Below are 21824 nucleotides of genomic sequence, written 5' to 3'. Positions count from 1 at the left end.
GAGTCATGTATGCCAGTACGTTTTCAAGTGTTAAGTGATTTACATATTGATAGCTATGCAAGAAGGGATTTGCCGATTGGTGAAATCCCATACACAAATGCCGATGCTATTTTAGTAGCGGGTGACACATCCAATGGGCTTTTGGGCATCGAATGGCTCATCGGCGAATCGAAGCGACTTGAGAAACCAATTTTTGTGATTGTGGGCAATCATGAGTATTTTGGTCATAATATTCTTGAGTTAGATGCCCAAATAAAGGCATTGACGCAAGATACGCAAGTGCACTTTTTACAATGCGCGAGCTTTGAATTTATGGGTGTCAGAATTATTGGTACAACGCTTTGGACGGATTATCAATATCAACCACAAGATAATACGTTGGAGATTGCTCAGCAGTTTATGCGCGATTATCGCGAGATTTATTATGATAACCGACTGTTAACGCCCCAAGATACCGTATCTATTCATGAGCGGCAGCGGGCATGGTTACAAAATGCCTTAAAACAAAGCCAAAAAGATGCTATGCCCACCGTGGTGATGACACATCATAGCATTAGTCCATTATCTATCGCACCAAAATATGCCAATTTTCCCAGTAATGCGGGATTTGTTGTTGATTTGAGCGAATGGTTACAGAGCGATTTTGCGCCTGATATTTGGCTGCATGGACATACCCATGAAGCGTTTGATTATCAGCAAGGTCATACACGTGTTATTGTCAATCCCAGAGCCTACCCTAATGAAATCAGTAGTACCGGGATAGTTTTTGACTGGCATAAAGTCATTGAAGTCATGGTATGATTGGCGCGTTTGCCGCAGTAACATCCCATTTAATCGCTTAAATTTTTGACCTCATCAATTTATAGTATCAATTTGTGGTGCAAAGATAAAAAGATATAAGGAATGCGTATTTAAATGTCTAGTTCAATCAACACCATGCCTGCTCATTTACCGCCCAGTATGATTGACTCGGTCAAGCTACTGCCGAAACATGAGCGATTAATCCTATTTACTCGCCATTCATTACGCGAGATGTCAGATAAGAATGGCTTTGCCAGTTATGCATTACCACTAACACCAAAAGGTAGAGTGTTGGCGGAGTCTTGGGGGCGTTGGTTGGCTGCCAACTTAGATTACTCGATGGATGTAGATAGCATCAGTAGCCCGATACAACGTTGTATTGATACCGCGATTTTAATGCAAGCAGGGGCCGGCATCTCAAGGAATGTGTCGCACCAATCACTGTTGGTAGAGCCAGGTAGTTTGGTGGTTGACCATGAAGAAGTGAGTAAGGTATTCAAACAAATTGGTGCGCTCAATTTTATCAATCGTTTTTTGGCGGGCGACATGGCAGGGATTAAAGCGCCACATAAAGGCGGTTTGGATTTATTAGCGCTTTTATTTCAGCATCAGCCAAAGCACGGGCATTTATTACTGGCGGTTAGTCATGATACGCTATTGTCAGCGTTTTTAGCGGTGATGATGGGCGTGGGTGAAATTAGCTGGGATGATTGGCCAAAAATGATGGAAGGGGTGTTTTTGTGGTTTGATGATAAACCCTTTAGTGAGGCAAAAGTACATTTTATTTGGCGTGGACAGTGCTATGAACGCCGATTGATTGAATTGTTAGACCCATTTTCACCCTCTTATCCGTTACAAGACTAATCGGTACCCAACAAAACCATAAAAATAATAAAGGTAGGACTTTATCCTACCTTTTTTGACACAGTCAACCTTTAAACATTTTCATGTTTTAATCAAACATGTTTGCCTTTTAAATGATTAACCAAATTTTCAATTTGTTGAGCATGATTGCGAAGTTTATCCTCGATGCCACTAAACTGGTCTTTTAGCTTATCATCAACTTCATGAATACGCTGGGCGAACTCATTTTTTTTCATCTCAATGGCTTGCGTTTTTAACGCTTGCCATTCTGCAATCGTTTGTTTAAAGGCTTGTTGTTCACTGTTTAAACGATCTTTTATCACTTGGAAATCGCTGGTTAAATTCCCTGAAAAAGTCGCAACTTTTTTCTCAGCACGTTTGAATGCCATTTCTGTTTGCGCATGCTGAATAGTAACATCTGGGACACGTTTTAAATCCCAAGTCAAACCGATTTTTGACAAGCCATAAATAATCCATTTGCTAGGATCATATTGCCACCATTTTACCCCATTGCGATAGTCGTATTGGAAAAAGTGATGGTAGTTATGATAGCCTTCGCCCCAAGTGAAAATCGCCAGAATCGGATTATCACGCGCGGTGTTGGTATCGGTATAAGGACGGGTACCAAACATATGGCAAAGCGAGTTGATAAAGAAAGTAAAATGATGGCTTAACACCAAGCGCAGTAACCCTGCAAGTACTAAGGTACCTGCAACATCACCCACCATCCAACCAAACAGCGCCGGCAACCCAATATTGGCCAATAAAATCCACAGGGCATAATATTTATCTTGCGCGACTAACACAGGATCAGCTTTTAAATCTGGGATATTTTTGTAGTCATAGTGGCCGCTTGGGTAGTTTTTGAGCATCCAACCGATATGTGAGAACCAAAAGCCACGCTTGGCAGAGTAGGGGTCTTGATAGATATCATCGACGTGGCGGTGGTGCAAACGGTGACCGGCACACCAGTCAAATACTGACCCCTGAACAGCTAAGGTGCCGCCAATCAGAAAGAACCATTTGACAATCGGATGCGCTTGGTAAGTACGATGTGACCATAAACGGTGATAACCAACGGTAATACTTAACCCATTCCAAGCCATAAAGAATGCGAAAATTGCCCAAACTTGCCAACTGACGCTATGTGTCCACAAGTAATAAGGTACAATCAATAAAGCCGCCAAAGGCGTGCTAATTAAGACAAACGCAGGGATCCAATTGATGGGCGCGTTTTCAAAAGATTGAGGTTGTGCCATAGAGATAAATGTCCTGAGGATGATCAAAATACGACATGTATTTTTTTAATCATTGACGCTATATTGTACTGAAAAAATGGAAAAAAGTGAACACATATACACTCAAATTCCCGACAATTTTGCTAAATTGATATCGATAAACTTACTGTAATATGAATGCTTTAGCCAAAAAATTCAATTAAAAATTTTAGCTACAAAGATATTTTAGACGGATGGTAAAGTTTTGGTTTGACAAATAATCCGAAAGCAAGTTTGCCCCTCACTGGGCACATATTCTAGATTGGCATAATTCGCCTGACAAAAGGCCTGCGACAAATAAAGCCCCAGACCCGTGCCCTGATTATCGGTGGTAAAAAACGGATTAAATAAATACTGAATATTTTCTTTGGCAACGCCGTGACCCGTATCTATCACATCGATATGAATAGATTTGCCAGATTCATACACTTGAAGGGTGACAAAAGCATGAGGCTGGGTTTTGCTACTAAAACGCAGCCCGTTATTGATAAGGTTGACCAAAATCTGTGCTAGCTGATAGTTATCAAACATAAAGCCTTTATCAGTATGGCAGTGCAGAAAAATATTCTGCCCGCTAAAGTTTTCTTGTATAAAATCGTTTAGCCAAGTTTTGGGTTCAATATAAACAAAATTAGGGCGCTGCTGACGAGATAATTTAAGCACATCTTCGATGATTTTATTGACCCGAATGGTTTGGTGATAAATCATCTCATATAGCAGGATATTATCATCGGATAAGCCACTGTCAGCCTCATTAACTTCCTCCATTAATAATTGACTGGCTTGGCTAATGGTTGCCAGCGGGTTACGAATCTCATGGGCAATACTGGCGGATAATTGCCCCAGCGACGCAAGTTTTAACTGCTGCGCGCGGCTAAACTCGTGGCGTAAATCTTCAATAAAAATAATGGCATATTGCTGTCTTAATTGGGTGATACGAAGTCGCAAGTCATTAAAACTTTGGTGATTGGGCTCAATGCCAACGGCCAAAGGTGTGCTAGCAGTCGCTGCGCCGAGCCGCACTATTAAAGTTTCTTCAGGCTCTTGGATGATGGGTGCAAGTCTTGCGGCTAATAAGGGGGAAATGTCTAGTAAATTAAAATTATCAAGGGCCTTGGGCAGATGTAGTTGTTCGAGTGCGGTATCATTGGCGATAAAAATTTCTAAATCGTGGGATAATACCACCACCCCTTGGTCAATGATTTGCACGATTTTATTGTTGATGGCATTTAGCGCATTGACTTCATTGACTTGGCGCTCAGAGAGCAGCTCAATTTGTTTAAGCCGTTTGGATAACGTATAACTTAAATAAGCCACTCCGATAAAGCTAATCGCCATCGAAGCCACGTTATTAACCAGCGCGTAGTTCACATCGTTTTTTAGGGTTTGATAAAACTGCTGATAAATAACCAACGTGATGGCAAAAATAGTCAGCAAAATAGCTTGGTTGGAGCGCACCAACATAAAGGCCGCCGCAACTTGCACCAAAAACAGCAAAATCACTTGTAAATCATTACCACCGCTAAAATACAACATGGTAGTGAGTACCAGCGCATCGACAGTTAGCCCGACCATCAACAGCGGATTTTTGGGATAAAAATAATACAAAATAAATAAAGCAATACTAAAGAAAAAATAGAAAAAAGTGGGAAAAAGATTAATCAATACCCAATAGTCATGCTGTGCACTTTTTAATGCCCACATAAAACTAAAGGAAAAAAAGATAGCAATAATAATACGGTAAGCATTGTAGACGTTACCGATTTTTTTGGTTTTATCTTGGGTACTTGGCTTATCAAATAGCGATGAAAACGCAGGATTGGTAATCATGGTTTAGGGTTGAATCAAACCGTGACGCATAGCCAAATGGGTAAGTTTGACATCACTGTCGATATTAAGCTTTTCAAAAATACGATAGCGGTAGGTATTGACTGTTTTGACACTCACAAACAACTGATCGGCAATTTGCTGTGGACTTTTGCAATTGACCACCATCATCGCCACCTGCATTTCTCGCTCACTTAGCGCATCAAATGGCGACTCTGAATTGTCAGTGAATAAAATATCAGCAAGCTGCTCGGCAACATCGGCGCTAAAATAACGCCCGCCTTGGTGGACTTTTTTGATGCCTTTAATCATCTCATCAAGCGGTGTACCTTTGGTGATATAGCCACTCACCCCTGCTTTGATGAGCATGGATGGGTAGGGCTGCTGAACCAAAGAGCTGACCGCCAAAATCTTAGTATTTTTATCGGTTTGAAGCAGGCGCTTAGTGACTTCTAACCCGCCAATGGTAGGCATATTGACATCAAGTAACACCACATCGGGTTTTAATTGTTTGGTTTTGATAATCGCGGTTTCACCATCGGCAGCTTCACCAATTACATCAATGTCAGGGCTATCTGACAGCATCCGTACGATACCCATGCGGACTAAATCATGATCGTCAACGACCAATACTCTAATCATCATTTTTTATCTCCACCGCGCTTATCTATGCTTATCTTTATGCCAACAAAGTTTTGTATCAACAAGACTTTATATAAAAAAGAGTCAGCTAAAGAAAACTCATTTTTCAAAAATAACTGTCTATCCCCAAGTTTTTATATTAGCACAGTTAGCGATTTAAGACGTGAGTTACTGTCTTAAATGTGACTAGATTTTTTGTTTAGGTTATGGGTAAATTTAGGTAGGCAAATTTGCGTACATGACTAAAATTCGCTTAACTTGCCCAATAGCTTTATAATAGCTAGCATTCAAACCCTTATTACTGCTAAATTACTGCTAAAAAAATGCGAATCCCATTATGAGAATTAGAAAGCTGTTTAAATTTGAAAATGCCCATATCGTGCGCAATTGTAGCTCCGATCGCTGCAAGTACTCGATTCATGGGCATAGTTACCAAATCGAGCTGATTTTAGAAGCGCACCGCCTCGATCACGGGCAAATGGTGTATGATTTTGGGCTGTTAAAATCATCGATTAAAGACATCATTGATAGTTTTGATCATGCTATTTGTTTTTGGGATAAAGATGACCCTGACTATATTGACGCCTGCAAAAAATTTAGCGCGCGATGGATTAGTTTGCCCGTTTCGCCCTCGGCAGAGCAGTTTAGCCGCGTGGTATTTTTTTGGGCAAGAGAAATCTTAAAACAAACCCAAATGCAAAATGGCGAAACCGATGTCAAAGTGTATTCCGTCATCGCCCACGAAACAGCCACAGGCTATGCACAGTGCTTTGAAGAGGATGTCGATAATACCCAAATGGGCGCATTGACGCTAGGTGATTTTGAATTTAGCGAGCAAGTAAAAGCCGAATGGCATGACCCAAACATGTATGACAAATTAAAGAAAGGCGAAAAATTTTTCAATCCGACAGTGGTTTTACAAGTTGACTAAGCTGTTGGTATCTGACGGGGTCGTTGTAACGATTTTTGATTTAGGACAAACATTGGGCAAGCTGGGAAATTAATCGACATGAATAAAACTATCCTCCTAAAATCTGAAATCGACACCCAAGCCTTAGCCAAAGAGCTTGCCAAAATGAATTTAACCGGTAGCGTTTGGCTGTCGGGTGATTTGGGTGCGGGTAAGACCACGCTTACCCGCTATTGGCTACAGGCAATGGGGCATACAGGCGCGGTAAAAAGTCCGACTTTTACCCTGGTTGAACCTTATCGTATTACGCAGGACGATGGTACAATTAAGCCGGTTTATCATGCTGATTTATACCGCCTTAATGATCCTGAAGAATTGGAATTTATCGGCTTTTATGAATATCAAGATGAGCCAAATAGTTTGGTCATTATTGAATGGGCGAGTCGTGCAGCAGGCTATTTGACGCCGCCCAATGCCACCCTTGATATCAAACGCCTGGATGATGAACAACGAGAAGTGACGATTAGTTTTGCCTGACAACCGTATTCATAAATTATCCCCACTGCTTATCAACCAAATCGCTGCTGGCGAGGTAGTGACGCGTCCGGCTTCTGTGGTCAAAGAACTGATTGAAAATGCGATCGATGCCAAGGCTACTCATATTCGAATCGATATCAAACAAGGCGGGCTTGGGTTGATTCAAATTAGTGACAACGGCATGGGAATTCATCCTGATGACATGACGCTTGCAGTCACTCGCCATGCCACCAGTAAACTTGCTAATGTCAGCGAGTTGGTTGGTATTCATAGTTTAGGCTTTCGCGGCGAGGCACTAGCGAGCATTGCAGCGATATCGCATTTGACATTAACCAGTAGTCACAATGACAGCGGCATAGGGCAACAGCTGAGCGTGAGCGGTAGTGAGGTAAGCCAAGCTACTATTCGCCCTATCGTAAAACATCGCGGCACGTGTGTCAGCGTTCGCGATTTGTATTTCAATGTGCCAGGCAGACGCTCGCACCTAAAAAGTATTGCCACAGAATTTGCCCATATTGAACAAGTCGTGCAGCGATTAGCGATTAGTTTTGCCGATGTGCAGATTGAATTATATCATCAAGACAAATTGCGTTTTAGCTTAACGCAGTCAGCCAAAGCACCTCACCAAAATTTAGAGGGTGCTGCATTGCCTTTTTTGCCCGCGTTTAGTTTGGCGCGGCTTGAACAAGCGTTAAATTTGCCATTGGCTGAGATTGCACAGCCATTTTATTTATCGCTGCAAGGTTTACAGGCACAGACAGAGGATTTAAATGCCCAAGTCACCGGCTGGTTTTTTATCGCCCATAAAAATAATCTGCCAAAACTGATTTATATCAATCATCGTTTGGTCAGTGATTTGGCGATTAGTCAAGCCATACAAAAAGTGGGTCGCAAGCTAGGTATTGGCATCGATAATTCGCTACAAATGGGCTATGCGTTGTCTTTTGAGCTGCCTGCCGAGTGGATAAATGTCAATATTCACCCAAGTAAACAACAGGTCAAAATCCAACCATTGACCAATATATTAGCTTGGTTGTCTCAGCATATGCTAGCGCAATTGCAGCCTAAAATGACTGCGTTAAAAACCCTGCAACAGCAAGTTTACGTGATAAATACTGATGACAGTAACGTCGATAAATTTCAAAAATTGCCTGCAGGTGAAACTACGTCCATTCAGTATATAAAGACCAGTGAGATAAAGACGGGTGAGAAACCCAACGCCACCCATGAGCTAACCCATGTTGCCGAAAATCAGTCGCTTTATCAGCTAGTAACCAAGGGTGATTTTGATAAGTTAACTGATAGCGACTCGATACAGCTAGTGACCTTATTTGAAAACAAGCATGAATTTGAAAACCAGCATCAAACTTTTGCTTTAATTTTTTGGCAAGGATATTTTTATCTGCTTGATTTACAATATCATCATATAGACAGTTATGATAAAGCGTATGTTCAATCTTATTTGAATCAAGCTGCTTTTACCCAAATTACCGATAATGCCATTCGAGTCAGTGAAACTGACATGCTACAATGGCTGCTGTCGCATTCATCTAATTTCCAGTCATCTTCAGAATCCCCAGAATAAGCTATGATAACAGCCGATAAACAAGACGTGATTTGCCTGATTGCACCTACTGCCAGCGGTAAAACAGCGTTGGCGTACGAACTCTACGAAACAGGCAAATATCGTCTTATTTCGGTAGATTCTGCCTTGATTTATCGGGATATGAATATTGGTACCGCCAAACCGACACGTGAAGAATTGGCAAAGTATCCACATGCGCTCGTTGACATCATTAGTCCTGAGCAAAGCTACAGCGTTGCCCAGTTTGTCAACGATGTGGACTATCATATCAAGCTTGCGCATCAGCAAAATAAAACACCCGTGCTGGTGGGTGGAACGATGATGTACTATATGGCACTGATTCAAGGTATTAATGATATCCCAGCAACCTTGCCGGAGATTCGCCAACAAGTCAGCCAACTGATTGCCGAGCAGGGGATTGAACAGCTGCATGCTTATTTAACCCAGGTAGATCCTATTCTTAGTAAGCAACTCAAAACCACAGATACACAAAGAATTGGCAGAGCGGTGGAAATCTATCTACAAACAGGTAAGCCATTAAGCGCTTGGCAGAATCAGCCCGCTAGGGCGTTAGCCGACAATCCACATCAGCGTTGGCAGATTTTAGCCGTCATGCCCGATCGTGATTGGTTACACAAGCGTATCGCACTTCGGCTAGATATCATGTGGCAGCAAGGCTTTTTACAAGAAGTGATTGCCCTGCAACAACAGTATCACCTTACGGCTGATCTGCCATCCATGCGCTGCGTTGGCTACCGGCAAGCTTGGGATTTTTTAGAAAAAATACAAAATACAACAGTGTTTACATATGATAATAATGAAGAAAATTTTCATGATGATGTGGTGCGTTTTTTACTAAACACGCACAGCTCCCCAATTGAAGATTATAGACAAACTATGCAAAATGAGGCATTATATGCTACAAGACAGCTAGCAAAACGCCAATATACATGGATGCGTAAGCTAGTAAGTACACAACAATTGGTTGAGCGGTTTGCTATAACACCCTTAACAACTATTGATCAGGCAAGAACGCTGCTAATAAAAACAAGTTAAAAGCAGTGCTATGCTTGGATAATACTATCTAAGCGCTTGTTTAGTGTAGCTATTACCATTCGTGTTAAGCCAATAAGCTGTCATTTAAGGTATAATTAAAAAGTCGTCTAAAAATATAATAATTTAACTAACTTTCTGTTTATTTCTGGGAGAAACCTATGTCAAAAGGTCAAACACTACAAGACCCTTTCTTAAATTCTTTGCGCAAAGACCGTATTCCAGTGTCTATTTTTTTAGTCAATGGTATCAAGCTTCAAGGTCAAATCGAATCTTTCGATCAATATGTGGTGTTACTCAAAAACACTGTCAGTCAAATGGTGTACAAACACGCCATTTCGACGGTAGTACCAGCCCGTAATCCACGTTCAGCCACGCCAATGCCAGGGGCAAGTGGCTATGGTCAGTCTAGCCAACTGGGCTTTGGTCAAGCAGGCGGTTTTGAACAATCAGGCTATGGCGCAAATCGCACAGGATTTGCTAATCGTGGTGGCTTTGGCGATCGCGGTTTTGATGGCGGCGGTTATGACAATGACCAACGTGGCTACCCGCAGGAGCGTACAGGGTTTGCGCAAGCACCGTATGATCGCAGTGGTTTTGCTGACCGTGGTTTTGATAGCGGCTATGACAATATGAATTTCGAGCCTACTAAAGACGATGCCAATTTTGACGATGATGCCAACGGCAATGGTGAAGACAAGTATTAATTTTTAAATTCCAAATATGATACTAAGTGGCGAACCCTATCAGTGTTCGCCATTTTTTATAGCTTTTATAACTTGTCTTTTATAGTTTACTTGGAACTGATTTAGCAATGCCTAGATTGTTAATATAAACTCGATGAAATGTTGTCAAAATATGTATTTTCGGACTTATCCCGTGAATATTAGCTTAAATTACGCTATGATAATCAGAGTTTAAAAAATTTTAAATTTTTAGCTTTAAAGATTGTTTATGCTAACTATCAAACGCCCAAATAAGCGTATAGCAATAAGCGCATAAAGATAAGTGCCCAAAAAAAGCGCACCAACAGCCATCTTGAAAAATTAGTGAGGAATTATCTTGGATGCATCGGTTGATTATTTAAAGCATGCCAAAGACGCTATCAAAACAGAACAACATGCTTTAGATTTGCTGATTGAACAGCTAGATGAACGATTTGTGACCGCTTGCCATTTGATTGAAAACTGTCAGGGGCGTGTAGTGGTGACAGGCATGGGTAAGTCAGGGCTTATTGGTCGCAAAATTGCAGCGACTTTTGCCTCAACGGGAACGCCGTCTTTTTTTATGCATCCTGGTGAAGCAGGTCATGGCGACTTAGGCATGTTGGTCAAAGGCGATGTGTTAATTGGCATCTCGAACTCAGGTGAGTCAGATGAAATCCGCACGTTACTGCCCGTGGTAAAAAAACTGGGTATTCCGCTCATTAGTATCAGCCGTGACAAACGTGGTATTTTACCAAGATCTGCCGATGTGGCGTTGACTTTAGGGGCGTCTGAAGAAGCCTGTCCCCTTGGATTGGCACCGACATCCAGTACCACAGCTACTTTGGCACTGGGAGATGCGTTAGCGGTTGCGTTGGTGCATAGTAAGCATTTTACCTCAGAAGATTTTGCTTTATCACACCCTGCGGGGGCATTGGGTCGCAAATTATTAACCCAAGTAAAAGACTTGATGCATGTGAATAATCTGCCAACCATTCATGAGCACTCGACGCTTAACGAAGCCTTGTTCAGCATGACGGGTGGCAGACTGGGGATGACGGTGATTACCAATGCAAACAATCAAGTCGTGGGCGTATTCACCGATGGCGACTTGCGCCGTGGCTTAGCGCGCCAATTGGGGCTTGATACGCCGATTAGTGAGGTGATGTCAACCAATCCAAAGTCCGTCAATCCTGATATGCGTGCGTCTGATGCGCTGACATTAATGAATGAACAAAAGATAAATCAGCTATTAATCATTAATGATGATAAGACTTTAGCGGGTATTTTGACCTTGCATGAGCTACTGCATGCGGGTGTGAATTAATAGGCTTAAAATAACTACTTTTAAAGTAACTAGGCTTACAATAATAAGGATAAGGTCATGCAAAGTCTGCTCACTAAAGCAAAAAACGTTAAACTATTGGTCATGGATGTGGATGGTGTGTTGTCCGATGGAAAAATTATCTATGATGCCAACAGTGTTGAAACCAAAGGCTTTAATGTTCAAGATGGCTTTGGTATTCAGCGTATTCACCAAGCAGGTATTCAAACTGCCATTATAACGGGTCGCACTAGCGCCATTGTCACGCATCGCGCCAAAGAATTAAAAATTACCCATCTAGTGCAAGGGCGGGAAGACAAATTGACGGCGCTCAATGAATTGTTAGCTAATATTGGTATCTCGCTAGCAGAATGTGCTTATATCGGTGATGATTGGCCAGATATCAAAGCCTTGCAATCCGTCGGATTTGCTGTAGCCGTGGCAAATGCTAATGGCGAAGTCATCAAACGGGTCGACATGGTTACCACGCGCTCAGGCGGAGAAGGGGCAGTTCGTGAGTTATGTGATTTGATTTTAAAAGCAACGGGTCATTACGATGATATTTTGGCCAGTTATGTGGTTTAGGTCATATAACTTGGTTTAAGGGATTTATGCTAAGGGATTTGTTCTAAGTGATTTTTTTTGAAAGTGGTTTATTTTAAGTGATTTAGTTTAAGCAATTTGTTTTAAGTGATTTGCGTATGCGGTTTAGTGTGGTAACGTCCGTTTTTATCAAATTTTTTGGCAATGTTAGGTGGCAATCGTGTCAACAAAAACGCTATTTATTTTAGGCTTATTATTTATTATCGTATCGGCCTATTTTTATGCGCAAAACGATGCTCGCTTGACCCAAGTATCCCTCAAACCGACCGATATTGATTACCAAGCAGAGCAAATCAAAGCGCTACAAACGACGGAAACAGGTAGTGTTGGCTATCAGTTAATAGCGGCACAGGTAACCCATTACCAAAATGCCAATACCGCCGTGATGTCCAAGCCGCAGATTGTTATCCGTCCAAAAAATGAGCGTGAAGTAACCTTGGTGGCAGACCAAGCACAATTGGATGAAAATAAGCAGATTGCCAAACTGATAGGTAACGTGACCTTAACCAGCGTTCCGTTGCTCACCCAAAATACCAGTATGTCGAATTTGCCCGTTAAAATGATAGGTAAAAACTTTGTCGGTGACTTGGTCAATAATACAGTAATGACTAATGAACCGCTTACCTTTATCCATGGGAATAATCGGTTTGATGCCAAACAATTTAGTGGTGACTTGGCAACGGGTGATTACGGTTTTGGACAAGTGAGTGTGATGATTCAACCTGCACAGTAGCTAACCCTAACCCTAACCCTATCTCTATGGAGTAGAGTGGCTACTGTTAAGATAGTCATTCAGTTGCGATGTTGACGGGATTTAAGTGAGTATCAAAAATCTTTAACTTCGGTGCTAATTTAATCTATATTGTTGATTTTAAAATTTTTATATAAAAGGTTTAACATGATTGTGGTGAAGACTCGACAATTAATAATGGCTGGCGGTGTGTCAATTGCTGGCATCCTTGCGGCATCGAACGTGGCAAACGCCTTGCCATCAGACGCCAATGAGCCGATTCGGTTGTTGGCAGACAAAGCGACGTACAGTGAGCGCTCTGGGGTGACAAGCTATACAGGCAACGTCACCATCAGCCAAGGCACGCTCAAAATGGCGGCGGATAATTTAACCGTCAATTTGACGCAAACCCGCGCCATTGAAAGTGCAGTCGCAACCGGGCGTCCTGCCACTATTCAACAAATTGTGACACAAGAGAAGGGCTTGGCGAAAGGTCAGGCGAATCGAATTGATTACAATGTCAAAACAGGGCTTGTCACCCTCACGGGTAATGCGCGTTTGACCCAAAATGGCGGTAGTTTTTCTGGCAATGTTATCCATTACAGTCTAAAAGTGGGTGATATTGAGGCAAAAGCAGGGAATAACCAACGAGTTGAATTGGTATTTCCGCCACAAGCGACGAACCGTGTGGGCGTTCGTAATCGCTAGTATTGTTTAATCTGCTTTCGCTTTGTTTATTGCCATTGTTTAGTTCTAGGATTTATTATGTCACAACCGCAAGCCAACCAGACTCTAATCATGCAGCACCTTGCCAAACGCTATGGCAAGCGTTGGGTGGTTAAAGACGTGTCTTTTTCGGTAGAACAAGGACAAGTGGTTGGGTTACTTGGTCCAAATGGGGCGGGTAAGACTACCAGCTTTTATATGGTCGTTGGTCTGGTCAATATGGACAAAGGGCAAATACAGCTCGGTAATCAAGATTTGTCGGCATTGTCTATGCACGAGCGCGCCGCAGCAGGCATTGGCTACTTACCGCAAGAAGCGTCAATTTTTCGCAAATTAACCGTTGAAGAAAATATTCTATCGATTTTGCAAACTCGCACAGATTTGGATAAAGCGGGGCAGCAGCAGCAACTTGAGCAGCTGATTGGGGAATTTAATTTGGGTCATGTGCGCCACTCATTAGGGATGAGCGTGTCAGGCGGTGAGCGCAGACGCTGTGAGATTGCTCGCAGCCTTGCCTCAAATCCCAAGTTTATTTTGCTTGACGAGCCTTTTGCGGGAGTCGACCCGATTTCAGTAGGCGATATCAAAGAGGTGATTATTAAGCTCAAACAGCGCGGTATCGGCGTGCTCATCACCGATCACAACGTGCGTGAGACTTTGGCTATCTGTGAGCATGCCTATATTGTCAGTGAAGGACAAATTATTGCGGCAGGCACGCCAGAGCATATTTTAGACAATGAGTTAGTACGTAAGGTCTACTTGGGTGAAAACTTCATGGTCTAGCAAGATTGTTCAAGGCAAAACGTGATGACCACCAAAGCACGCATCTGGCAAGCGATTTTATTTGAGACAATCGCCATACTGCTATCATTAGGCTGGGTAAAATTACTCAGCTTTTTTGGCTTTACGGGTAGTGAATCGCAGCATAACTCAAGTATATTGGCGCTACTGATTGGCATTTCACTCATCGCCATGATTTGGACATTTATTTATAACTTATTGTTTGATAAATTTTTTACCGGTGAAAAACTGGCTCGACCGCTATGGCTACGGGTACTGCATATAGTGGGGTTTGAAGGTGGCTTGTTGGGCTTTACCTTACCACTGGTTATGTGGGTGATGAATATTGGATTGTGGCAAGCGTTTATGCTCGATATTTCGTTGACCTTACTTATTTTGGTATATGGGTTTGTGTTTTATTGGGTATATGATTGGGTTAGGGCGAGAATGATAAAAGGAAATTAAAAATGGCAGAAATCAGTAAAGAAAATATGGATTTTATATTAAAACATGCAATTCCACTTGAAGAAGTCTTTGATGCTACAGGGTGGAAATCTAAAGATTATAAAGAGTTTATGAAAGAAAACGGATATTTAGTTGCCTATGGTGTTACACGTTGCTCGAATGGCGGGCATGAATTAAGAACTCGTTATGGTCATTGTGTTATCTGTGACCCTGCAAAAATCGCTTACGTCAAAAGAAAGAATTTATCTGGATATGTTTATATCGCAATCTCTTTGGAAAATAAATTGTTAAAAGTTGGCTGTGCAAAGGATTACAAAAAGAGGATTTTCTCGTTAAACTCTCAACATTATGGCGAAATCAATGACTGGCAGTTAGTTGCTTATTCATATCAAGATAAGATGGGTGAAGTTGAGCATAAGATTCAGTTACAATTTTCAGATTATCAAGTTAAGAGACCGTTTAATAAGGACAATAAATCTGTTGAAGCAAGTGAAATTTTTGATATTAATTTACAAACCTTATTGAATAAAATTGATGAACTGGGTTATGAATTCGAATTTCCTAATCAAACACTAATTCAATTATTATCTAGCTCAAATACGAAAAGTAAACGCCCTAAAAAACAGATTTATCAAATCCCAATAGGCACTGTTCAAACTAACCCAACTAAAAACCAGTTAAGTCATAAAGAAAAAGTCACGATTGAAGCACAAAGAGCAACAATAGATGAGTTGATAGAAGAAGGTAGAAGGAAAGTTGAAGAAAAAGCTAGAGCTGATGCTATCGAGCAAGAGCAAAGACGATTAGAAGAAATCGAAAGAGAACGTTTGAGATGTAGAAAAATAGATGAAGACCAAAAACGTGCAGAAGCAGAAAGGATTTCTGTGGAACAGCAAGAGATAATAAAATGCACTAAAATGGAATGGGAGTATATTGAGAGTAGAAATATTTATACTGCAAAAAATTCCGTAGAGGAATATAACAGATCATCCCAAATAAACCCAATCAATACAATCAACAAATCGAAAATAGAAAGTCATAAAACTAGAGATACTATAGTATGGGTAGTTTGTATTGCAATCTTAATTAGCGTACTAATACTTATTTTCACAAATAAATAAAATAAAAGACAAAAATGGCAAAATCAAAATTATCCTATGTGTGCCAGCAATGTGGCGCAAACTTCGGTAAATGGTCGGGACAGTGTGCCGAATGTGGCGCCTGGAATAGCCTTGTCGAAGCGCCGACGGTCAGCATGCCACATCATAAACCTGTCACCAAAAAAGCCAGCAACTACGCGGGCGAACAATCGAGCGTCATGCCACTTAATGCAGTGCCTATGTCACTCGATACTAGGCTACCAACGGGTGTTGGTGAGTTTGATCGGGTGTTAGGCGGCGGCTTAGTAGCAGGTTCTGTGGTGCTGATTGGGGGTGATCCTGGTATTGGTAAATCCACTATCTTGCTACAGACGGCGATTCACATGGCAGAAAACCAAAGTCTAGCCGGCAGTGCACTGTATATTACGGGTGAAGAATCGTTGTCACAAGTGGCGATGCGAGCTAGTCGTTTGGGGTTACCCAATAACAACTTAAAAGTATTGGCAGAGACCAATGTTGAAATGATCTGCCAAGCCCTAACCCAAGAGCAACCAGCCGTCGCCATCATTGACTCCATTCAGACTTTGTTTACCGAAGCTATCCAATCCGCGCCAGGCGGAGTCAGTCAAATCCGTGAATCAGCGGCGATTCTGACGCGCTATGCCAAGCAAACGGGTACAGCGTTATTTTTGGTCGGGCATGTGACCAAAGAAGGGGCGCTAGCAGGCCCTCGCGTGCTAGAACATATGGTGGATGCGGTGCTGTATTTTGAAGGGCAATCAGACAGCCGTTTTCGAATGATTCGTGCGGTGAAAAATCGTTTTGGTGCCGTCAACGAGCTGGGCATTTTTGCCATGACGGACGCAGGACTCAAAGAAGTGGCAAATCCATCGGCGATATTTTTAAGTCGCTATGATAAACCGATTGCAGGCTCAGTGGTCATGGTTAGCCGTGAAGGTACCAGACCGCTACTGGTTGAAGTACAAGCGCTGGTCGATGAATCGCAAGGACAACCTAGGCGCATGGCATTAGGTTTAGATTATCAGCGCTTAGCCATGTTGCTGGCAGTCATGCACCGCCATGGCGGTATCCAAACCAATGGGCAAGATGTGTATGTCAATGTGGTAGGCGGGGTCAAGGTGCTTGAAACCGGCTCAGATTTGGCGGTGTTATTGGCCTGTGCGTCTAGTATCAAGGAAAAGCCTTTGCCTTATACCCTGGCAGTATTTGGTGAAGTGGGCTTGTCGGGTGAAATCAGACCTGTTCCCAATGGTCAAGAGCGTCTAAAAGAAGCGGTGAAACATGGCTTTACCCATGCGATTGTACCCAAAGCCAATGCACCCAAAACGCAATTAGAGCAATATCAAGGTCTCAAAATTATCGCGGTTGAGCGATTAGATGATGCGATTGATAGCGCCTTTAATTATCTATAAATAAAGGAATCATCTATAAATAAAAGATATAAAAAAAGCTGAAAAGTAATGTTTCAGCTTTTTTATAATTGACTTTTTTATTCTGCATCAGCCGCAAAATTAAAGTATTTGGATTGACTGCCAATGATTTTTTCAACTGCTTCAATCACTTCATCCACCACATCATCATACACGCCATAGTGAAGCTCATTGCGAAACGAGGTAAACGGACTTTTACGTAGACCTGAACGCACTTCAGTAATACCATTTTTATGGTAAATAAAATCAACTTTACCATTGGTATTTAATACACAGCTTAACCGTCCATCTTTTACCATCATATCTACGCGCTCTGGCATAAAGATGTATTCATTGACATTTAACGTTTTGTCTTCGACAGCTTTCGTAACAAGTGATTTTAAATCAAACATAATGACCTCAAAGGATATTGTTTTTTATAATTAAAATTGAGAAAAATAGCAGTATTGTCACTGCTTGCTTATCCAGTGTTATTATGAAGAATTAATTTATCACTGTGTGTAAAAAAATGGATAACTTATGTTATCCATCTTCATCATGTTAAGTGCTAGGGTTTATTTAACTTATTCTATTTAACCCACCGTATTTGACACACCGTATTTAATTGGGCGCAGTTAACTTAGCTTAAAATTAAGCTATCATCTTCTACCACTTCGCCACGGGTGCGTTCAAACATATTGAGTAAATCATGGACAGTCATGCCTTTGCGTTCATCGCCTGATACGTCTAGTACCACTTGCCCTTGGTGTAGCATGACGGTGCGCGTGCCATGATTGAGCGCTTGCTGCATGGAGTGAGTGACCATCATGGTGGTGAGATTGATTTCTTGGACGATTTTATCGGTCAGTTCTAAGACGAAAGCGGCGGTTTTTGGGTCAAGGGCAGCCGTGTGTTCATCGAGTAGTAAAATTTTTGACGGCTGCAGGGATGCCATTAATAGGCTAACCGCTTGGCGTTGCCCGCCTGATAATAAACCCATACGGTCAGTGAGTCGATTTTCTAACCCCAATTTTAAAATCGCCAGTTTTTCACGGAAAATTTCACGGTTTTTGTGATTCAATGCGCCTTTTAAAAAACGCGATTCGCCACGCTTGTAAGCAAGTGCCATGTTTTCTTCAATGGTTAAGGCTTCACAAGTACCTGCCATTGGGTCTTGAAAAACCCGTGCTACCCAATGTGCCCGTTGGTGGGCAGATTTTTTGGTCACGTCAATATTGTTTAAGGTGATTTTGCCGCTATCGACCCGAATCGTGCCAGCGACGGCATTTAAAAACGTCGACTTACCTGCGCCGTTGGTGCCAATGACGGTGACAAATTCACCCGCTTCAATACGCAGGCTGATGCCACGTAAGGCAGGGTTTTCGATGGGCGTACCAGGATTGAATGTCAATCGTAGGTTGTCTGCGTTCATCATAAGGCATTGTCCTTTTACTTTACTTTTACTTTATAAGTTGTTAAGTGCTAAAGCTAAAATCAACTATTTGATGCCAAGTTAAGCAGCATGCTTATGGCGATTGCTTAAGATTTTTGATTTGATTTTTGGCAGGATTAAAGCAATCACCACCAGCAGTGCGGTGACTAAGTTAACATCTTGAGGACCAAAACCAATCGCACGTAAGGTATCATTTGACAACGCAATTTGGATAAAGAATTTATAAAGAATCGCCCCGACAATAGCAGATAGGGTAATCCACAGCATTTTTTTGGCAGGGATAATGGTTTCACCAATGATAACGGCGGCAAGACCAATCACAATGGTGCCAACACCAATGGAAATATCGGCACCGCCTTGGGTTTGCACAAAAATCGCACCAGCAAGCGCAATCAGCCCGTTAGAAATCGCCATCCCAAGCAAGATACTTCGAGAGGTAGCAATCCCTTGTGCTTGTGACATTTTAAGGTTAGAGCCAGTTGCCCGCATTGCCAAGCCCATCTCAGTACTAAAAAACCAGTCTAGGAATAATTTGGCAGCAATCACCACACCACCAATCACCACACAGCGCATCCAATAGCCGTTACTATCAGTCACCAGTTCGCCAAATATTGTTGGCTCACCGAGCAATGCCAAGTTTGGCGCTTGCATAATACGTAGATTGACGGCATACAGCGCGACCATGACTAAAATACTGGAGAGTAGCTGTAAAATACCAAGTTTGACATGTAGCCAAGCCGTTACCAAACCTGCAACACCGCCAGCAAGCATACCAAAGATACAAGCCAGCCAAGGGTTGACATCCGCAATGATTGCCACGCCTGCGACAGCACCGCCTAAGGGAAAACTACCATCCGCGGTCAAATCTGGAAAATCTAACACCCGAAATGAAATGTATACGCCCAAAGCCACTAACGCATAGATTAGACCGCTTTCTAGGGCACCAAATAAAGCAAGTAACGACATAACTGTTCACACAAAAAAGTAAAGACCGCTTGTTAATTCAACAAGCAGTCAGGTGTTAAGGTAAACCAAGTGGCGTTAAGCGTAATGCGACTAAAGTACAAATACGCGCTTTGAAACTTTAGTTGCCACTGGGAAATTAAATTTGCAATCACATTAAAACAGCTAAAACTAACGAATGATTTATTGTTTAGCTTTTGGCGCAGGTTCTACTTCGGCTGCCTGACTAATTAACTCTTGTGGCAGCGTAATGCCAACTTCTTGCGCATGTTTTGGGCTAAGGTATAAGTCAAGCTTATTCATCGTGATAGGCTTGATGGTACCCGGTTTTTCGCCTTTTAGGACGCGTCCAACGATTTTACCTGTTTCGATGCCCAAATCTTTGTAGTTAATACCCATTGCCGCGACTGCACCACGGGCAACGGAGTCCGTATCGGACGCCACTAGAGGGACTTTGATTTCTTTAGCCGCTTGGTAAAGCGACTCATAAGCGGATACCACGTTGTTGTCAAGTGAGGTATAGATGAGCTGAACTTTACCTTGTAGACCGCGAGTGGCTTGGGGAATATCGGTAGTGCGCTGTGCAGGTGCCGCAACGATGTTGATACCCATCGGTTTAAATTTTGTTTCAAGCGCTTTCAGTACCACCGTTGAGTTGACTTCCCCTGGGCTGTATACATAGCCGACTGATTTGAGATTTGGTACGACTTTTTTCATCAGCTCAATCTGTGGCTCAAGTGGCAACATGTCTGATGCGCCTGTCACGTTGGTGCCAGAGGCTTCCCAAGATTTTATCAGTTTCGCTTCGACAGGGTCGGTAACCGCAGAGAAGATAACAGGAATTGAGTTGGTCGCTGCAATGACGGATTGCGCCGATGGGGTAGCAATAGCAACGATGGCATCGGGTTTATCCGCAGCAAATTGTTTGGCAATTTGACCGGCAGTCGCCGTATTGCCTTGGGCTGATTGGAAATTTACTTTTAGGTTTTGACCTTCTTTAAAGCCTTCGTTGCCAAGCTCTTCAATCACACCTTGACGAACGGCATCTAATGCTGGGTGCTCAACGATTGCCGTGATAGCAACAGATTTGGTATCGCCTGACGCAGCTGTCGTTGCGCTTGCTGTGCTTGCAGTACTGGCATCAGCTGTTTTATTGTTAGATTGGCTGCAGCCCATCAGGCTTGCCATACAAATTCCACCTAGCATCATTGCTTTGGTCAAACGAGAAACACCAAATATAGCGTTCAACATATATCACTCCAAAAATCCATCCATAGGGTAACAATTAAAAAGGTTATAAAAAGGTAAATCTTAAAAAGGAAAATCTTACACTTCAATAACAATATCCTACAGCATTGTTAAACATTATTTACATTTTATCAGCTAATTTTGCAGTCGCATAGCGTTATATGTATTAGGCAAGTTTGCCAATCATGATTAAAGCTTTGGGTAACTGCTTAAAAAGGCATTTTCTGATAAATTCCTATAACATAACAATCTGCCTCATTTCGCTAATGTATCATTTTTTAATAATAATTCGCTAAGTCATCAGCTAATTAATAAGTTATCGCGCATTGTTTTTAAGTAGAAAGAAAATTACCACAGCATTGTCATATTAAGTTACATTTTAATTTTATAATATAGCTTCATACAAAATTACTTATACAAGGTACAGACAAAGGTGTATAACAATGAAAAAATCGACATTATTAACTAGCTTACTTTTAGCGGGCTCGTTCGTGGCTTCACCCGTTGTTTTGGCAGACCCTGGTCATAGTAAGGCTCAATATAAACAAGACAAAAACTGGAAACAGCAACAGAAACACTATAAATATGACCGTAAAGAAAACCAACGTTACAACACAAACCATGATAGAGACCGCGACAGAGGTGATAATCGATACTACGATAGTCGTACGGGTCGCTACCTAACCCATGATTAGTATCGCCAATTACCCCCAGGTCTACAAAAAAATGTCGCACGTGGTAAAGCGGTACCACCAGGCTGGGCAAAAAAACTAGACAGTCGTTATTACAGCGTCAAGCGATA

The 21824-nt window shown here is 42.0% G+C and carries 23 protein-coding genes; 16 read left to right on the top strand and 7 right to left on the bottom strand.

The features are described from left to right. Nucleotides 1-9 precede the first annotated feature (9 nt). Both ACAM37_RS06800 and ACAM37_RS06795 read left to right on the top strand, forming a co-directional pair. Nucleotides 10-801 carry a metallophosphoesterase gene (locus tag ACAM37_RS06800; protein WP_369625831.1) on the top strand — a complete coding sequence of 264 codons (792 nt, stop codon included), beginning with the start codon at nt 10-12 and terminating at the stop codon, nt 799-801. A 114-nt stretch (nt 802-915) separates the two neighbouring features. Continuing rightward, nucleotides 916-1665, top strand: a complete 750-nt coding sequence (locus ACAM37_RS06795) for a histidine phosphatase family protein (protein WP_369625830.1) — start codon at nt 916-918, stop codon at nt 1663-1665. Between the two features lie 92 nt (nt 1666-1757). Here ACAM37_RS06795 and ACAM37_RS06790 read toward each other — a convergent pair whose 3' ends face one another. From ACAM37_RS06790 to ACAM37_RS06780, 3 genes are all read right to left on the bottom strand, one after another. Beyond that, entirely contained in the window at nt 1758-2924 is a 1167-nt protein-coding gene (locus ACAM37_RS06790) for an acyl-CoA desaturase (RefSeq protein ID WP_050324109.1), read from the bottom strand. 204 nt (nt 2925-3128) lie between these two features. Continuing rightward, complete coding sequence (locus ACAM37_RS06785; protein WP_369625829.1) at nt 3129-4772, bottom strand: sensor histidine kinase; 1644 nt, start codon at nt 4770-4772, stop codon at nt 3129-3131. 3 nt (nt 4773-4775) lie between these two features. After that, the gene (locus ACAM37_RS06780; protein WP_036603711.1) at nt 4776-5411 is read right to left on the bottom strand and encodes a response regulator; all 636 of its coding nucleotides are present in this window, start codon (nt 5409-5411) and stop codon (nt 4776-4778) included. A gap of 337 nt (nt 5412-5748) precedes the next feature. Between ACAM37_RS06780 and ACAM37_RS06775 the strand changes: the two genes are divergently transcribed. The 13 genes from ACAM37_RS06775 to radA all read left to right on the top strand — a co-directional run bounded on the left by ACAM37_RS06775 (nt 5749) and on the right by radA (nt 17361). Then, on the top strand, nt 5749-6342 hold the full coding sequence (locus ACAM37_RS06775; RefSeq protein ID WP_369625828.1) for a 6-pyruvoyl trahydropterin synthase family protein: 594 nt from the start codon (nt 5749-5751) through the stop codon (nt 6340-6342). A 78-nt stretch (nt 6343-6420) separates the two neighbouring features. Further along, entirely contained in the window at nt 6421-6858 is a 438-nt protein-coding gene (gene tsaE, locus ACAM37_RS06770; protein ID WP_312535483.1) for a tRNA (adenosine(37)-N6)-threonylcarbamoyltransferase complex ATPase subunit type 1 TsaE, read from the top strand. Beyond that, nucleotides 6851-8443: a DNA mismatch repair endonuclease MutL gene (gene mutL, locus ACAM37_RS06765; RefSeq protein ID WP_369625827.1), complete on the top strand. Its 1593-nt coding sequence runs from the start codon at nt 6851-6853 to the stop codon at nt 8441-8443. Before tsaE ends, mutL begins: the two co-directional genes overlap by 8 nt. A gap of 3 nt (nt 8444-8446) precedes the next feature. Continuing rightward, nucleotides 8447-9499: a tRNA (adenosine(37)-N6)-dimethylallyltransferase MiaA gene (gene miaA, locus ACAM37_RS06760; protein ID WP_369625826.1), complete on the top strand. Its 1053-nt coding sequence runs from the start codon at nt 8447-8449 to the stop codon at nt 9497-9499. Between the two features lie 158 nt (nt 9500-9657). Beyond that, entirely contained in the window at nt 9658-10203 is a 546-nt protein-coding gene (hfq, locus tag ACAM37_RS06755) for an RNA chaperone Hfq (protein WP_369625825.1), read from the top strand. A gap of 355 nt (nt 10204-10558) precedes the next feature. Further along, nucleotides 10559-11527 (top strand): KpsF/GutQ family sugar-phosphate isomerase, encoded by a 969-nt coding sequence (locus ACAM37_RS06750; protein WP_313420947.1) that lies wholly within the window; start codon nt 10559-10561, stop codon nt 11525-11527. 57 nt (nt 11528-11584) lie between these two features. Continuing rightward, the gene (locus ACAM37_RS06745) at nt 11585-12109 is read left to right on the top strand and encodes a KdsC family phosphatase (RefSeq protein WP_007116349.1); all 525 of its coding nucleotides are present in this window, start codon (nt 11585-11587) and stop codon (nt 12107-12109) included. Nucleotides 12110-12287: 178 nt separating this feature from the next. After that, a complete protein-coding gene (gene lptC / locus ACAM37_RS06740) occupies nt 12288-12860 on the top strand; it encodes an LPS export ABC transporter periplasmic protein LptC (RefSeq protein WP_369625824.1) in 573 nt (190 codons plus the stop codon). A gap of 195 nt (nt 12861-13055) precedes the next feature. Then, nucleotides 13056-13565 (top strand): lipopolysaccharide transport periplasmic protein LptA, encoded by a 510-nt coding sequence (gene lptA / locus ACAM37_RS06735; protein WP_099807794.1) that lies wholly within the window; start codon nt 13056-13058, stop codon nt 13563-13565. A gap of 57 nt (nt 13566-13622) precedes the next feature. Next, a complete protein-coding gene (gene lptB, locus ACAM37_RS06730) occupies nt 13623-14366 on the top strand; it encodes an LPS export ABC transporter ATP-binding protein (RefSeq protein WP_007116346.1) in 744 nt (247 codons plus the stop codon). A 24-nt stretch (nt 14367-14390) separates the two neighbouring features. Beyond that, complete coding sequence (locus tag ACAM37_RS06725) at nt 14391-14828, top strand: PACE efflux transporter (RefSeq protein ID WP_369625823.1); 438 nt, start codon at nt 14391-14393, stop codon at nt 14826-14828. Nucleotides 14829-14830: 2 nt separating this feature from the next. Further along, nucleotides 14831-15949, top strand: a complete 1119-nt coding sequence (locus ACAM37_RS06720) for a GIY-YIG nuclease family protein (protein ID WP_201664472.1) — start codon at nt 14831-14833, stop codon at nt 15947-15949. A 14-nt stretch (nt 15950-15963) separates the two neighbouring features. Next, nucleotides 15964-17361, top strand: coding sequence for a DNA repair protein RadA (radA, locus tag ACAM37_RS06715; RefSeq protein WP_278932375.1), 1398 nt, complete (start codon nt 15964-15966; stop codon nt 17359-17361). A gap of 77 nt (nt 17362-17438) precedes the next feature. Here radA and ACAM37_RS06710 read toward each other — a convergent pair whose 3' ends face one another. The 4 genes from ACAM37_RS06710 to ACAM37_RS06695 form a co-directional block, all read right to left on the bottom strand. Further along, entirely contained in the window at nt 17439-17771 is a 333-nt protein-coding gene (locus ACAM37_RS06710; protein ID WP_096488671.1) for a hypothetical protein, read from the bottom strand. A 227-nt stretch (nt 17772-17998) separates the two neighbouring features. Then, nucleotides 17999-18793 carry an ABC transporter ATP-binding protein gene (locus tag ACAM37_RS06705; protein ID WP_369625822.1) on the bottom strand — a complete coding sequence of 265 codons (795 nt, stop codon included), beginning with the start codon at nt 18791-18793 and terminating at the stop codon, nt 17999-18001. Nucleotides 18794-18871: 78 nt separating this feature from the next. Continuing rightward, nucleotides 18872-19777, bottom strand: a complete 906-nt coding sequence (locus ACAM37_RS06700; RefSeq protein ID WP_309592855.1) for an ABC transporter permease — start codon at nt 19775-19777, stop codon at nt 18872-18874. Between the two features lie 180 nt (nt 19778-19957). Then, nucleotides 19958-20950, bottom strand: a complete 993-nt coding sequence (locus ACAM37_RS06695) for an ABC transporter substrate-binding protein (RefSeq protein WP_472826341.1) — start codon at nt 20948-20950, stop codon at nt 19958-19960. A gap of 515 nt (nt 20951-21465) precedes the next feature. Here ACAM37_RS06695 and ACAM37_RS06690 point away from each other — a divergent pair. Then, nucleotides 21466-21717, top strand: coding sequence for a hypothetical protein (locus ACAM37_RS06690; protein WP_076774410.1), 252 nt, complete (start codon nt 21466-21468; stop codon nt 21715-21717). Nucleotides 21718-21824 lie beyond the last annotated feature (107 nt).

This window comes from Moraxella sp. K23 (genome assembly GCF_041154765.1).
Lineage (GTDB): Bacteria > Pseudomonadota > Gammaproteobacteria > Pseudomonadales > Moraxellaceae > Faucicola > Faucicola tetraodonis.
The sequence above is the reverse complement of the archived record's forward strand: the minus strand, read 5'-3'. Positions and strand labels throughout refer to the sequence as shown.

Coding starts and splice junctions, on each gene's coding strand:
- ACAM37_RS06745 (WP_007116349.1), top strand. CDS start 11,585: ATGCAAAGTCTGCTCACTAAAGCAAAAAACGTTAAACTATTGGTCATG.
- ACAM37_RS06700 (WP_309592855.1), bottom strand. CDS start 19,777: ATGTCGTTACTTGCTTTATTTGGTGCCCTAGAAAGCGGTCTAATCTAT.
- radA (WP_278932375.1), top strand. CDS start 15,964: ATGGCAAAATCAAAATTATCCTATGTGTGCCAGCAATGTGGCGCAAAC.
- ACAM37_RS06790 (WP_050324109.1), bottom strand. CDS start 2,924: ATGGCACAACCTCAATCTTTTGAAAACGCGCCCATCAATTGGATCCCT.
- ACAM37_RS06710 (WP_096488671.1), bottom strand. CDS start 17,771: ATGTTTGATTTAAAATCACTTGTTACGAAAGCTGTCGAAGACAAAACG.
- ACAM37_RS06795 (WP_369625830.1), top strand. CDS start 916: ATGTCTAGTTCAATCAACACCATGCCTGCTCATTTACCGCCCAGTATG.
- ACAM37_RS06695 (WP_472826341.1), bottom strand. CDS start 20,950: ATGGGCTGCAGCCAATCTAACAATAAAACAGCTGATGCCAGTACTGCA.
- miaA (WP_369625826.1), top strand. CDS start 8,447: ATGATAACAGCCGATAAACAAGACGTGATTTGCCTGATTGCACCTACT.
- lptA (WP_099807794.1), top strand. CDS start 13,056: ATGGCTGGCGGTGTGTCAATTGCTGGCATCCTTGCGGCATCGAACGTG.
- hfq (WP_369625825.1), top strand. CDS start 9,658: ATGTCAAAAGGTCAAACACTACAAGACCCTTTCTTAAATTCTTTGCGC.
- ACAM37_RS06720 (WP_201664472.1), top strand. CDS start 14,831: ATGGCAGAAATCAGTAAAGAAAATATGGATTTTATATTAAAACATGCA.
- ACAM37_RS06690 (WP_076774410.1), top strand. CDS start 21,466: ATGAAAAAATCGACATTATTAACTAGCTTACTTTTAGCGGGCTCGTTC.
- ACAM37_RS06705 (WP_369625822.1), bottom strand. CDS start 18,793: ATGATGAACGCAGACAACCTACGATTGACATTCAATCCTGGTACGCCC.
- tsaE (WP_312535483.1), top strand. CDS start 6,421: ATGAATAAAACTATCCTCCTAAAATCTGAAATCGACACCCAAGCCTTA.
- lptB (WP_007116346.1), top strand. CDS start 13,623: ATGTCACAACCGCAAGCCAACCAGACTCTAATCATGCAGCACCTTGCC.
- ACAM37_RS06785 (WP_369625829.1), bottom strand. CDS start 4,772: ATGATTACCAATCCTGCGTTTTCATCGCTATTTGATAAGCCAAGTACC.
- ACAM37_RS06725 (WP_369625823.1), top strand. CDS start 14,391: ATGACCACCAAAGCACGCATCTGGCAAGCGATTTTATTTGAGACAATC.
- ACAM37_RS06775 (WP_369625828.1), top strand. CDS start 5,749: ATGAGAATTAGAAAGCTGTTTAAATTTGAAAATGCCCATATCGTGCGC.
- ACAM37_RS06780 (WP_036603711.1), bottom strand. CDS start 5,411: ATGATTAGAGTATTGGTCGTTGACGATCATGATTTAGTCCGCATGGGT.
- ACAM37_RS06800 (WP_369625831.1), top strand. CDS start 10: ATGCCAGTACGTTTTCAAGTGTTAAGTGATTTACATATTGATAGCTAT.